Source organism: Myroides marinus, from assembly GCF_900109075.1.
GTDB lineage: Bacteria > Bacteroidota > Bacteroidia > Flavobacteriales > Flavobacteriaceae > Flavobacterium > Flavobacterium marinum_A.
Genome location: NZ_FNYS01000001.1, coordinates 130,476 through 142,787, shown reverse-complemented (window position 1 = coordinate 142,787; position 12,312 = coordinate 130,476). Strand labels below are relative to the sequence as shown.

At 35.2% G+C, this 12,312-nt stretch carries 15 protein-coding genes and 4 tRNA genes; all 19 read left to right on the top strand.

The annotated features are described in order from the left end of the window. The first annotated feature begins 392 nt into the window (after window positions 1-392). The 19 genes from BMX53_RS00705 (at window position 393) to rplJ (ending at window position 12,280) form a co-directional block, all read left to right on the top strand. Complete coding sequence (locus tag BMX53_RS00705; RefSeq protein ID WP_074744104.1) at window positions 393-2,525, top strand: TonB-dependent receptor; 2,133 nt, start codon at window positions 393-395, stop codon at window positions 2,523-2,525. Window positions 2,526-2,622: 97 nt separating this feature from the next. Beyond that, complete coding sequence (locus tag BMX53_RS00700; protein WP_074744102.1) at window positions 2,623-3,243, top strand: tetratricopeptide repeat protein; 621 nt, start codon at window positions 2,623-2,625, stop codon at window positions 3,241-3,243. A gap of 63 nt (window positions 3,244-3,306) precedes the next feature. Next, window positions 3,307-4,389, top strand: coding sequence for a sensor histidine kinase (locus BMX53_RS00695; protein WP_074744101.1), 1,083 nt, complete (start codon window positions 3,307-3,309; stop codon window positions 4,387-4,389). 157 nt (window positions 4,390-4,546) lie between these two features. Continuing rightward, window positions 4,547-5,290: a LytR/AlgR family response regulator transcription factor gene (locus tag BMX53_RS00690; protein WP_074744099.1), complete on the top strand. Its 744-nt coding sequence runs from the start codon at window positions 4,547-4,549 to the stop codon at window positions 5,288-5,290. Window positions 5,291-5,554: 264 nt separating this feature from the next. Next, entirely contained in the window at window positions 5,555-6,043 is a 489-nt protein-coding gene (locus BMX53_RS00685) for a DUF5362 family protein (protein WP_074744097.1), read from the top strand. 32 nt (window positions 6,044-6,075) lie between these two features. Next, window positions 6,076-6,429, top strand: a complete 354-nt coding sequence (locus tag BMX53_RS00680; RefSeq protein ID WP_074744095.1) for a hypothetical protein — start codon at window positions 6,076-6,078, stop codon at window positions 6,427-6,429. A 123-nt stretch (window positions 6,430-6,552) separates the two neighbouring features. Further along, entirely contained in the window at window positions 6,553-6,747 is a 195-nt protein-coding gene (gene rpsU / locus BMX53_RS00675; RefSeq protein ID WP_038987509.1) for a 30S ribosomal protein S21, read from the top strand. Window positions 6,748-6,813: 66 nt separating this feature from the next. Next, on the top strand, window positions 6,814-7,716 hold the full coding sequence (locus BMX53_RS00670) for a tyrosine-type recombinase/integrase (RefSeq protein WP_074744093.1): 903 nt from the start codon (window positions 6,814-6,816) through the stop codon (window positions 7,714-7,716). A gap of 19 nt (window positions 7,717-7,735) precedes the next feature. Then, window positions 7,736-8,035 carry a ribosome hibernation-promoting factor, HPF/YfiA family gene (hpf, locus tag BMX53_RS00665; protein WP_038987511.1) on the top strand — a complete coding sequence of 100 codons (300 nt, stop codon included), beginning with the start codon at window positions 7,736-7,738 and terminating at the stop codon, window positions 8,033-8,035. 93 nt (window positions 8,036-8,128) lie between these two features. Next, window positions 8,129-8,202 (top strand) — tRNA-Thr (locus tag BMX53_RS00660). Window positions 8,203-8,233: 31 nt separating this feature from the next. Next, window positions 8,234-8,314, top strand: a tRNA-Tyr gene (locus BMX53_RS00655). Between the two features lie 19 nt (window positions 8,315-8,333). Continuing rightward, window positions 8,334-8,405, top strand: a tRNA-Thr gene (locus BMX53_RS00650). A 58-nt stretch (window positions 8,406-8,463) separates the two neighbouring features. Continuing rightward, window positions 8,464-9,651: an elongation factor Tu gene (gene tuf, locus BMX53_RS00645; protein ID WP_038987512.1), complete on the top strand. Its 1,188-nt coding sequence runs from the start codon at window positions 8,464-8,466 to the stop codon at window positions 9,649-9,651. A gap of 62 nt (window positions 9,652-9,713) precedes the next feature. Continuing rightward, window positions 9,714-9,784, top strand: a tRNA-Trp gene (locus tag BMX53_RS00640). A 16-nt stretch (window positions 9,785-9,800) separates the two neighbouring features. Further along, a complete protein-coding gene (gene secE, locus BMX53_RS00635) occupies window positions 9,801-9,998 on the top strand; it encodes a preprotein translocase subunit SecE (RefSeq protein WP_038987513.1) in 198 nt (65 codons plus the stop codon). Window positions 9,999-10,015: 17 nt separating this feature from the next. After that, window positions 10,016-10,567 carry a transcription termination/antitermination protein NusG gene (gene nusG, locus BMX53_RS00630; protein ID WP_038987514.1) on the top strand — a complete coding sequence of 184 codons (552 nt, stop codon included), beginning with the start codon at window positions 10,016-10,018 and terminating at the stop codon, window positions 10,565-10,567. 55 nt (window positions 10,568-10,622) lie between these two features. Next, entirely contained in the window at window positions 10,623-11,060 is a 438-nt protein-coding gene (rplK, locus tag BMX53_RS00625; RefSeq protein WP_038987515.1) for a 50S ribosomal protein L11, read from the top strand. Between the two features lie 18 nt (window positions 11,061-11,078). Further along, a complete protein-coding gene (rplA, locus tag BMX53_RS00620; RefSeq protein WP_038987516.1) occupies window positions 11,079-11,768 on the top strand; it encodes a 50S ribosomal protein L1 in 690 nt (229 codons plus the stop codon). Between the two features lie 23 nt (window positions 11,769-11,791). Continuing rightward, the gene (gene rplJ, locus BMX53_RS00615; RefSeq protein ID WP_038987517.1) at window positions 11,792-12,280 is read left to right on the top strand and encodes a 50S ribosomal protein L10; all 489 of its coding nucleotides are present in this window, start codon (window positions 11,792-11,794) and stop codon (window positions 12,278-12,280) included. The last annotated feature ends 32 nt before the right edge of the window (window positions 12,281-12,312 follow it).

Genomic DNA, 12,312 nt, shown 5'->3' with positions numbered 1-12,312 from the left:
TACAGATTGCAAAAAAACCTACTTCGTAGTTAGCATAGAAGATAAATAGCAAACGGTTAATAGTGTAAAAAGCTATTAACCGTTTTTTTTATATCAGGAAGAATAGACAAACCTTATTGTTATAGGTATGCTACTTTTGAAATAACAATGAGTATTAACTGATTTTATGGGGTGTTGGATATTGTTTATTAAAACTGTGAGGTAGACGCAAAGTATTGCGTCTCTACTTTGACGTGGATTGTAGATTAGGTTAACCGCACACTTAAAACTGTCCACCATTAACCGTTAACCAACCCCCATTCACGCATCGTATTCTACAGTTCGCGCGCACAGTTTTTCAGAAGCACAGCCGCTAAGCTACGTTTGTAAGGTAATTAAGAACCTATACAACGATGAGAACACTATTATGTATGTTATTAACCCTGTTTTTAGGAGCAGTACAGGCTCAGACAATCACCATATCAGGAACAGTGGTTAATGAAAGAAATAAACCAATAGAGAATGTAAATGTGTATCTGGAAGAGAGCTTTGATGGAGCATTATCAGATGCTAAAGGATACTTTACCTTCACTGTAAAGGATACTGTAGTAAAAGATGTACTAAAGCTAATGCATCCACAATACGGAAATATGGATGTGTATATCGATACAAAAGAAGATTACACCAATAGTTTCGTGATGAGTGGACAGGACGATCTATTGGGCGAAATAGTAGTAATCGCTAAGAGTAAAAATAAAAGAGAGAGAGCAGAGAGCATTGGACTTAATGCTATGGATGTAGTAAGTACAGCTGGAAGCCCTGGGAATATTATAGGAGTATTAAGTACGATGCCTGGTGCACAGACTAATGGTGAGGATGGAAGATTATTGATAAGAGGAGGTAAGGCAGATGAGAGTGGTATCTATGTGAATGGAATAAAGGTGTTTCAACCTTATACAGCATCAGTAGGTAATGTACCAGTGCGTTCTAAGTTCAATCCTTTCTTGTTTAAAGGGATGTCTTTTTCGGCAGGAGGATATAGCGCAGAGTTTGGGGATGCCTTGTCAGGAGTATTACAGTTAGATACATCTGATGATATAGACCCTTCTCGTAAGGATATCTCCATCTCTACAGTAGGCGTTAGCTTTGGGCAGACTCATCAATGGGGAAAGAATTCACTGTCATACAGTCTTAACTATCTAAATTTAGGAGCATATACAGCACTGGTAAAACAGCGATATAATAGTAAAAAGCCTTTTAATACAGCTTCGGCAGAGGTGGTGTATAAGAGAGAGGTGAAAGACGGGGGATATAAATTATATACAGCAGTAGACTTTACCTCTATCAAGTATGAACAAGAGATAGAACCAAGTAACAGAGTAGATACATTAGCTTTTAAATCAAATAATGTGTATATGAATAGCCTTTACTTTAAAAAGCTATCTCCATACATGCGATTAGATGTAGGAACAGGATTAGGATACTCAGACTATAAAGGAGATAGTAATGAAAAGCATATTGGTAGAAAGAATTGGGATTTAAATCAGAAAGTAAAATTGTCTTATCAGTGGAACAGCAAGTGGCAATCTTTTATTGGTGCTGATGTGCAAGTAGCACAGTTAGACTTGACACGCAGCATCGGAAAATATTCTACTAATAATGAAACAGATGCTACGAGGTTTGCCTTGTTTTTTGAGAACAATTGGAATATTGGATCTGGGGTATCATTAAGAGCAGGGGTAAGAGTGAATAAATACTCAACAATTTCTGATTGGACAATAGAACCAAGAACCATGCTTACTTACCAGATGGATACAAAACAACAAGTATCGCTGTCTTATGGAGTGTTTAATCAAGCTTTAAATTTAGAACAAGCTATTTCATTAAAGCAAGAAGATTGGATGCAGGCAGATCACTATATTTTTAACTATACGTATGAGTTCAAAAAGAGAATGCTTAGAGCTGAGGTATTCTATAAAGACTATAGCAAACTACTGTTGACACCAATGGGTAAACCAAGTCAGTATTCTCAATTAGGAGGGGGATATGCAAAAGGATTTGATGTGTTCTGGAAAGATAGCAACACATTTAAGAACTTTAATTACTGGATTACTTATACCTACATTGACTCTAAGCGAAAAGAGATGTATTGGGATGAGTGGGTACAACCGTCTTATGTAGCTAAGCATAACTTCTCTGTAGTGACGAAGTACTGGATAGAGCAATGGAAGTCACAAGTGAGTATGACGTATAACTTTACTACTCCTCGACATTTCTATAATACCGACACTACAGATAAGGTAGTGTATAAAAGTAGTCAGATACACAATGTAAGTATGAGTTGGGCTTATCTATTAAGTGCACAAAAGATACTGTATGCATCAGTGGATAATCTGTTAGGTCGCAATCCTGTGTATGCATATCAGTTTACTCAACAAGGCGGACAGCCAGATGTGATAAATCCAACAGCAAAGAGATTTGTATATATTGGATTTATGTGGACAATCAGTTCAAACAAGAAGTCAAATCAATTAGATAATTTGTAGTAACGGTTGGCGCGCGATAAACAACAGTTCACACAACTTAGTTTCTCGTCGTGTATAGAACAGCGTAATTTTATCCTATAACCAAACAATTAATCAAATGAAGAAATTATTTACTTTAGTTTTTAGTGTATTTAGCCTAATGGGATTTGCTCAATCTAAATACGAGTTAGGAATGCAAAAGGCATTACAACAATGGCAAGATGGACATCCAAAAGAAGCTGTCGCAATCTTAGATCGAGTAGCAACTATGGACAAAGAGAACTGGATTCCGGTGTATTATAAAGTGTTTATAGAGGTTACACAAGGGTTTAATAACCCACAAGGGGATGATGTAGAGGATATCATAGAGAGAAATAGAATATTGATAGACCAATGGATAACAGTAGGAGGGGATGAGTGGTATGTGTTGAAAGGGTTAAATGAAACATTAGAATTAATAACTGATCCTATGAATAAAGGAATGACTCAAAGCCCTATTATTAACAAAGCTTATGAGCAGGCTGTCAAACTAAATCCTAACAACCCAAGAGCAGTGTATTCGTTGGCAAGCTTTCATCTAAACAGTGCTAAGTTTATGAAAGTAGATATACCATACTACTGCCAGATGTTAGAGAAGTCTATTGTGTTATTTGATCAGCAGAAAAGCGATGTACCATTCTATCCATCATGGGGAAAAGATTGGGCAGTAAAGACGCAAGAAATATGTAAGAACAAGTAATAAAAACGGCTTGCGTTATATATCGTATTTGAGATATTTGTACATTGTATAAAAAAGGGAATTATGGTGGTCAATTGGCGAAGACATATTGTGTTAGCGAGTATTATAGGAATACTTACTAGTTTAGCTATATCCTATTACTCTTTTCAGGATAAAGGAATGACATTTGGAGAGATGTTGGTTAATTATCGTTTCATAAAGAATACTTTCTTTTCGTTTGTATTGTCAATACTAATCTATGCAACTAATGTATTGACGAGTTCATTTGTTTGTATGTTGATGGATAGAAGAGATGCTAAGAATAGTTTACCAATGAGTAAGATGTACCGCAATATTGTATTCTTTATTAATGGAGTACTTACATCTGTGTTCTCTTATTATATATTCTTAGGTACGCTATTGAATTTGTTCTATGATATTCCTTTTAGTAAGTTCTTTAGTGGTAATCACCTTCAGTTTGGAAACTTTTTAGGGATAGTATTGTTGAGTGTGTTTATTTTATTGATTGTTTTCACATTTGCATATCACGATCAATTGCGATTGTTGGAGATTAAGAATAAAGAGATGGAGATAGCCTTACAGAAGAGTCAGATAGAGAGTATGAAAGAGCAGTTGTCACCACACTTTTTATTTAATAATTTAAATGTGCTGATTAGTACTATACAAGAGGATCCTGTGAAGGCAGAACAATTTGCTCGTTCTTTCTCTAAGATTTACAGATATGTGTTAGAGAAGTTAGATCATACCTCTTGTGCTTTAGGCGATGAGTTAGCTTTTATTAAAGATTATGTATATCTATTAAATGTAAGGTATGACAATGCTATTGACTTTGAGATATCGGATGAGGTAGAGAAGTATGTAGATATTCTATTGCCTACTTTAAGTCTACAGATTCTAATAGAGAATGTAGTTAAGCACAACACTATTCCTTCTGAAGGAAAGATTAAGGTATTATTAAAAATAGAAGAGGGGGGATTAGTACTGTGGAATGAGAGATGTGCAAAACCTAAGCAGGTAGATTCTGCAGGAGTAGGATTACAGAATTTGTCTAAACGCAGTCAATTGCTGTTTAAACAAGAAATAGAAATAAGAGATAGCGAAGATAGTTTTAGTGTACGAATACCATTAACCCAGATTTCGCATTAGCCCAATACTGCGAGCTAATTCTACTTTATATCTCTATCACTTTTTCTAAAAACCATACTCGAGTATGCTTTTTTTATAAGTTCAGAGCTATTTTGTATAATTAACTCTCGTTAATTGGTCTATCACATAATCCGGGTTTGTTTAGAAACGATAAGTTATGAATATAGTAATTATAGAAGATGAAAAGCCTGCAGCAAGGTTGCTGACACGCGAATTGGAGAAGTTAGGATTTACAGTACAAGAAACACTGTATTCTGTAGGTGAGGCTATCCCTTGGTTTATGCAACATGAACATCCTGATTTAATATTTGCAGATATACAATTAGCGGATGGATTGTCTTTAGAAATATTCGAGCAAGTAGAGATTAAGAGTGCTATCATCTTTGTGACCAGCTTTGATCACTACGCTATAAAGGCTTTTAAGCTAAATAGTATTGACTATTTACTAAAACCAATAGATCCTGCTGACTTGGTAGGAGCTATTAATAAATATAAAGCACAACAGCGCAATACTACACAGACTGTACAAACTCTAAGACAAAGTATAGGTGGTAGTAGCTATGCTAAACGGCTGATGATAAAAGTGGGAATGCAAATAAAAATGGTGTTGGTAGATGAGGTCGTGTGTTTCTATAGAGAAGATAGGGGGGTGTATATCTCTACAGTAGATGGGAGATCACATCTCTTAGAAGAGAGCTCGATAGAAGCAGTGATTAAAATAGTAGATCCTGCTAAGTTTTATCGAGTAAATCGTTATCAGGTGGTGTGTATAGATTATATCGAACAGATAGTACAGTTATCTACTTCTCGCCTTAAACTGGTAATGAAGAATTATACTGATGAGGTTATCGTTAGTAGAGAGAGAGTAAGTGAGTTTAAGATGTGGTTAGCGAGTAATTAGTTGTTTAGAAGTAATAACAGAAGTTGGCTAAGTAGCCAACTTTTGTGTTTTAGTAAGTGATGTGAACTTAGAACTGTTATCAAAGTGACTATTTTACAATAGAATGCTTTATTTAATACTGTTAAGAGTTATGTATTAAGAGAGTGGCGTTAATATTACTTGTCTTTTTTGATTAACTAAAAATATTTTTTAGTAGTGCCTATTTGAATTAACATAAAATTAAGTATCTTTATTCTGTAATAACTTTAAAAAATATGTTTGAAAATGGATTTTAATAACATGGTAGATGACAGGGAACTTATTGTAGTTCCAACAGAAACTAGATTTCATTTAGAAAAAACTAGTACTTATACTAAAGCTTTTAGTATTGTAGGATTTATTTTTGGTGCTATTCTAGTTTTGGCTTCTTTAGGAGTTTTATTCGGAGGATCTGCAGTAGCAAGTTCTATACCTGGTATGGGAGGTTTAGGACTTTTAGGAGGTGGAATATTTATGTTTATTGGATTATTAATGCTTGCTTTTACAGCAGTGTTTATTTTCTTAATGGTAAAATTAATGCGCTTCTCTACTTTATCGGCTTCTAGTATTATGAAAGAAGACAATCAAGAATTAGAAGCAGCTCTTAAAGAATTGAAAACTTATTTTGTGGTGAGTGGTATATTAGCTATAGTTTTTATTGCTACATTCATACTTAGTATGATTGCTTTTGGCGGAATGATTATGGGGCTTGCAGGTGGAGGACTTGGACTTTAAACCAGTGTTTTAAAATTAAAAATTGATAAAAGATGAGTACTGAAAATAAAAAATTAGCATTTACAGCAAATGCACAAGGATATATAAAAACTATTTCTAGTTGGGGATTGTTTTTAGCAGTTTTAGGGTTTATAGGAGCATTATTCTCATTGTTTAGTGTTTTTGTAAGTTTTAAAATGGGAATTATTAAAGGAGTACTATCAATAGTGCTATTAGGAATTCAATTTATGTCTGCTTTGGGATTGTTTACTTTCTCTTCTAAAGTGAAACACGCTTTAGAAGGTAGAGATAATTCGAGTATAGATGTAGCATTTAAAGGAATGATGACTTATTTCCTTTTCATTCTTATATCTATGTGTGTATCTTTTATATCTGCTTTTTTCTAAGAGATAAGAATATAGTCTCTTAGTGGAGAAATAATTAAATGTTTGAAAAAAAGTATTTTTTTATTGCTATGAATAAAAAAAGTTTTACTTTTGCACCACTAATGAGAGGAGGTGTATGAAAACATGTTGATCATTCCAATTAAAGACGGAGAAAATATCGATAGAGCACTAAAGCGCTATAAAAGAAAATTTGACAGAACTGGAACTTTACGTCAGTTAAGATCTCGTCAGGCATTCTTGAAACCATCTGTTCTTAAAAGAGACAAAATGCAAAAAGCTGCATATGTACAACACTTAAGAGATTCAGTAGAAATCTAAGAAGTATTGTCTTAAATAAAATAACCGTTGTAATAAAGTATTAACTTTGTTGCAACGGTTTTTTTTATGTTTGAAAATTTAGAAAAGTTTATCGAGTATATAGAGAAAGAGAGAAAGTATTCTGATAAGACAGTAGAGGCTTATCAGAATGATATTTCTGACTTTGTTACTTTTTTAGAAGGATTGTCTTTAGATTATCTAAAGGTAGGGTATGATGGTGTACGTTTATGGATTGTGGAATTATCTGAGCAAGGTTTAACGAATAGATCTATTAATAGGAAAACGAGTGCTCTTAGTTCGTTTTATAAATTCCTACTTAAAATCGAGGTTGTGGATACTAATCCTTTGTTTCTACATAAATCACTAAAAGTGGAGAAGAAATTGCAATTGCCATTTTCTCTAAAAGAGATAGATGCTGTAAGAGCAATGTTTGAAGGAAAGGATGATTTTGATTCCTTAAGGGATTTGGTAGTAGTGGAGATGTTATACTGTCTTGGTTTGCGTAGAGCGGAGTTAGTTGCTTTAGAAGTCGAAGATGTAGATTTTTATTTGCATCAGGTTAGGGTGTATGGTAAAGGAGCGAAAGAACGTATTGTACCAATGTTGTCTGAGTTAGAGCAGTTGCTTAAAAAGTATTTAGATGTAAGGCGGATAGTGTTAGCTGATAAAGGAGAAATAAAGGCACTTTTAACAAATAATTCAGGTAAGAAAATTGATGAAATGCTTGTGTATCGAATTATAAATGGTTACTTTAGTAATACAACAACGAAGGAGAAGAAAAGTCCTCATATGTTGCGTCACTCGTTTGCAACGCATCTCTTAGAAGGAGGTGCGGATATTAACTCAATTAAGGAGTTAATGGGACATGAAAGCTTATCGACAACTCAAGCTTATGCACAGATTAATTTAAGCGAGTTAAAGAAGGTGTATCAGAGTTCGCATCCGAGGGGAAGAAATAATAAAAAATAACCATTTAAAACCGTTAATTATGAAAGTGAACATTCAAGCTATTAATTTCAATGTGGATCGTAAGCTAGTAGATTTTGCAAATGAGCGTTTGGCGAAAATTGAAAAGTTTTATGATAAGATAGTTTCAGTAGACGTATTTTTTAAATTAGAAAACACAACAGATAAAGAAAATAAAATTACGGAGTTAAAATTATTGGTTCCTGGTGACGAAATGATCGTTAAAAAAACATGTAAAACTTTTGAAGAAGGAGTTGACGCTGGTGCTGATGCTTTAGAGAGATTATTGGTAAAACATAAAGAGAAAATGAAAGCTCATTAATTTAAAAAAATAAGTAAATTGTTTTTTTTAATCAATAAAATATATACATTTGCAGTCCGTTAGAAATAGCGGACTTTTTCTATTGAGTCATTTGCCGGTGTAGCTCAGCTGGCTAGAGCAGCTGATTTGTAATCAGCAGGTCGTGGGTTCGAGTCCCTCCATCGGCTCAAAGAAAAGTAAGATCAAACAAATGTTTGAGGGGAGATACTCAAGCGGCCAACGAGGACGGACTGTAAATCCGTTGGGTAACCTTCGCAGGTTCGAATCCTGCTCTCCCCACAGAGAATAAGAGACATCTGCCGGTGTAGCTCAGGGGTAGAGTGCTTCCTTGGTAAGGAAGAGGTCACGGGTTCAAATCCCGTCATTGGCTCAGGTTTTTTTATTATATTTGAACACTAATTATATAACTAAGATTAAATTATTAAATCATGGCAAAGGAAACTTTTGACCGTTCGAAACCGCACTTAAACATCGGTACTATCGGACACGTTGACCACGGTAAAACTACTACTACTGCTGCTATTACTAAAGTATTAGCTGACGCAGGATTCTCAGAAGCTCGTTCATTTGATTCAATTGATAATGCTCCAGAAGAGAAAGAGCGTGGTATTACAATTAACACTTCTCACGTAGAGTACCAAACTAAAAACCGTCACTATGCACACGTTGACTGTCCAGGTCACGCGGATTACGTGAAAAACATGGTTACTGGTGCTGCACAAATGGATGGTGCTATCTTAGTAGTTGCTGCTACTGATGGACCAATGCCACAAACTCGTGAGCACATCCTTTTAGGACGTCAGGTAGGTATTCCAAGAATCGTTGTATTCTTAAACAAAGTTGACTTAGTTGATGATGCTGAGTTATTAGAGCTTGTTGAAATGGAAGTAAGAGATTTATTATCTTTCTACCAATACGACGGTGATAATGGACCAGTTGTTCAAGGTTCTGCTTTAGGAGCATTAAACGGAGAGCAAAAATGGGTTGATGCATTATTACACTTAATGGATGAAGTTGATGCTTGGATCGAAGAGCCAGTACGTGATAATGAGAAACCATTCTTAATGCCAGTAGAAGACGTATTTACAATTACAGGACGTGGAACTGTTGCTACAGGACGTATCGAAACTGGAGTTGCTAATACAGGAGATGCTGTTGAAATCATCGGTATGGGAGCTGACAAATTAACTTCTACTATTACAGGAGTTGAGATGTTCCGTAAAATCTTAGACCGTGGAGAAGCTGGAGATAACGTAGGTTTATTATTGAGAGGTATTGACAAAACTGATATCCGTCGTGGTATGGTTATTTGTAAACCAGGTTCAGTAAAACCACACGCTAGATTCAAAGCTGAGGTTTATATCTTGAAAAAAGAAGAAGGTGGACGTCACACTCCATTCCATAACAACTACCGTCCTCAATTCTACGTTCGTACAACTGACGTAACTGGAACAATCCAATTACCAGAAGGAACTGAGATGGTTATGCCTGGAGATAACTTAACTATCACTGTTGAGTTATTAAGCCCAATCGCTTTATCAGTAGGTTTACGTTTCGCTATCCGTGAAGGTGGTAGAACAGTAGGTGCTGGTCAGGTAACTGAAATTTTAGACTAATTCTTTTTAGGATAAATAAATCACAAAAGTCAGTGGTTAAGGCCACTGACTTTTATTAACAAACGGGTGTAGTTCAAGGGTAGAATAGCGGTCTCCAAAACCGTTGATGGGGGTTCGAATCCCTCCACCCGTGCAAAAACAATATTAACATGGCAAAGGTTTTTAATTACATATCAGATGCTTTCACAGAGTTAAAAAGTAATGTTACTTGGTCTCCGTGGTCAGAAGTTCAACGATACACTATAATAGTTGCTATTTTTGCAATTTTGTTTTCTTTAGCAACATGGGGTGTAGACACTGTGTTCGGAAGAGCGTTAGGAGTATTTTATAATTGGGCTAGAGCATAAGGAATAAAAAAGATATTATGGCTGATACAAGTGTCAAAAAATGGTATGTGGTTCGTGCGGTAAGTGGACAGGAGAATAAGGTTAAGAATTATATCGAAACTGAAATTGCTCGTTTAGGTTTATCAGATTACTTATCACAAGTATTAGTACCTACTGAAAAAGTAGTGACTGTAAAAGATGGTAAAAAGAAAACTACAGAACGTGTTTACTTCCCAGGTTATGTTATGATAGAAGCTAACTTAACAGGTGAAGTTCCTCACGCTATTAAATCTATAACAGGTGTTATTGGTTTCTTAGGTGGAGAAAGAGGGGGAGACCCACTTCCTTTACGTGAGTCTGAAGTAAACAGAATGTTAGGTAGAGTCGATGAACTAGCTGTAAAAGTTGAAACAGGTGTTATTCCTTACGAAGTAGGGGAGTCTGTGAAAGTTATCGATGGACCATTCAATGGATTCGATGGTACAATCGAAAACATTAATGAAGAGAAACGTAAACTAGAAGTAATGGTTAAGATTTTTGGAAGAAAAACACCATTAGAGTTAAGTTTCACACAAGTAGAAAAATTATAATGTTACAATAGTCACATCTTGGCTTCCAAATGAGATGTGCCAAATTTTTTAAGAAATGGCAAAAGAAATTAGTAAAGTAGTTAAACTACAAGTTAAGGGAGGTGCAGCGAACCCATCGCCACCGGTTGGACCTGCTTTGGGGGCTGCTGGAGTTAATATCATGGAGTTCTGTAAGCAATTCAACGCTAGAACACAAGATAAACCTGGCAAAATTTTACCAGTACAAATTACTGTATACAAAGACAAATCATTTGACTTTGTTGTTAAAACGCCACCTGCTGCTGTTCAATTATTAGAGGCTGCGAAAGTGAAATCTGGATCTGGTGAGCCTAATAGAAAAAAAGTAGCTAGCGTAACTTGGGAACAAGTTCGTGCTATTGCGGAAGACAAAATGCCTGATTTAAATGCATTTACTGTTGAGGCAGCTATGAGTATGATTGCAGGAACTGCAAGATCTATGGGAATTTCAGTAACTGGAACTGCTCCTTTTTAATTGTAAAAGAAAGAAGAAATGGCAAAATTAACGAAAAAGCAAAAAGAGGCTGCTGCTAAAATTGAAAAGAATAGATTATATTCTTTGAAAGATGCATCTGCATTGATTAAAGAAGTTGCTTCTGCAAAATTTGACGAGTCTGTAGATATCGCTGTACGTTTAGGTGTAGACCCACGTAAAGCTAATCAAATGGTTCGTGGTGTGGTTACGTTACCTCACGGAACAGGTAAAGATGTAAGAGTGTTAGCATTGGTTACTCCTGATAAAGAAGCTGAAGCTTTAGCTGCTGGGGCTGACTATGTTGGACTAGATGAGTACTTACAAAAGATTAAAGACGGTTGGACAGATGTTGATGTTATCATCACTATGCCTGCTGTTATGGGTAAATTAGGTCCTTTAGGTCGTATTTTAGGACCAAGAGGTTTAATGCCAAACCCTAAAACAGGAACTGTAACTATGGACGTAGCGAAAGCTGTTCAAGAAGTGAAAGCTGGTAAAATCGATTTTAAAGTTGATAAAACTGGTATTGTTCACGCATCTATCGGTAAAGTTTCTTTCGAGGCTCAAAAAATTACTGAGAATGCAGCTGAATTAATCCAAACATTAATCAAATTAAAACCAACTGCAGCTAAAGGTACTTATATCAAGTCTATTAATATATCTAGTACTATGAGCCCTGCTATTGCTTTAGATCCTAAAGCAGTATAATTGGTAAATAAATAATTATTCGTATGACTAGAGAACAGAAAGCAGTAGCGATAGAAGATTTAAAAGCTAAGTTAGCTGACGCTAATATCTTCTATATCGCAGATATATCAGGATTGAATGCTGAAGTTACTTCAAACTTAAGAAGAGCTTGTAACAAAGCTGGAATTAAAATTGAAGTAGTTAAGAATACATTGCTTGCAAAAGCGATGGAAGCTTCAGATAAAAATTACGAAGAGTTACCTTCTACTTTAAAAGGAAATAGTGCTGTTTTATTTGCAGAAGTTGCAAATGGACCTGCTAAAATCATCAAAGATTTCAGAAAAAAATCAACGATTCCAGCTTTAAAAGGAGCTTATATCAATGAAGAAATCTACATCGGAGATGAGAATTTAGATGCATTAGTTGCTATTAAATCTAAAGAAGAAGTTATTGGAGAAATCATTGGATTACTTCAATCACCAGCTCAAAGAGTTATTTCAGCTCTTAAAAACCAATTTAAAGACGAAGAATAGTCTACGACTAGATCCAGTTTTTAAAGTTCAGT

Bases quoted from the DNA above. Each gene is read 5' to 3' on its own strand.
- secE (WP_038987513.1), top strand. From the start codon at position 9,801: ATGGCAAAGGTTTTTAATTACATATCAGATGCTTTCACAGAGTTAAAA.
- rplK (WP_038987515.1), top strand. From the start codon at position 10,623: ATGGCAAAAGAAATTAGTAAAGTAGTTAAACTACAAGTTAAGGGAGGT.
- BMX53_RS00695 (WP_074744101.1), top strand. From the start codon at position 3,307: ATGGTGGTCAATTGGCGAAGACATATTGTGTTAGCGAGTATTATAGGA.
- BMX53_RS00700 (WP_074744102.1), top strand. From the start codon at position 2,623: ATGAAGAAATTATTTACTTTAGTTTTTAGTGTATTTAGCCTAATGGGA.
- rplJ (WP_038987517.1), top strand. From the start codon at position 11,792: ATGACTAGAGAACAGAAAGCAGTAGCGATAGAAGATTTAAAAGCTAAG.
- rplA (WP_038987516.1), top strand. From the start codon at position 11,079: ATGGCAAAATTAACGAAAAAGCAAAAAGAGGCTGCTGCTAAAATTGAA.
- BMX53_RS00685 (WP_074744097.1), top strand. From the start codon at position 5,555: ATGGATTTTAATAACATGGTAGATGACAGGGAACTTATTGTAGTTCCA.
- BMX53_RS00690 (WP_074744099.1), top strand. From the start codon at position 4,547: ATGAATATAGTAATTATAGAAGATGAAAAGCCTGCAGCAAGGTTGCTG.
- hpf (WP_038987511.1), top strand. From the start codon at position 7,736: ATGAAAGTGAACATTCAAGCTATTAATTTCAATGTGGATCGTAAGCTA.
- BMX53_RS00705 (WP_074744104.1), top strand. From the start codon at position 393: ATGAGAACACTATTATGTATGTTATTAACCCTGTTTTTAGGAGCAGTA.
- tuf (WP_038987512.1), top strand. From the start codon at position 8,464: ATGGCAAAGGAAACTTTTGACCGTTCGAAACCGCACTTAAACATCGGT.
- BMX53_RS00670 (WP_074744093.1), top strand. From the start codon at position 6,814: ATGTTTGAAAATTTAGAAAAGTTTATCGAGTATATAGAGAAAGAGAGA.
- nusG (WP_038987514.1), top strand. From the start codon at position 10,016: ATGGCTGATACAAGTGTCAAAAAATGGTATGTGGTTCGTGCGGTAAGT.
- BMX53_RS00680 (WP_074744095.1), top strand. From the start codon at position 6,076: ATGAGTACTGAAAATAAAAAATTAGCATTTACAGCAAATGCACAAGGA.
- rpsU (WP_038987509.1), top strand. From the start codon at position 6,553: ATGTTGATCATTCCAATTAAAGACGGAGAAAATATCGATAGAGCACTA.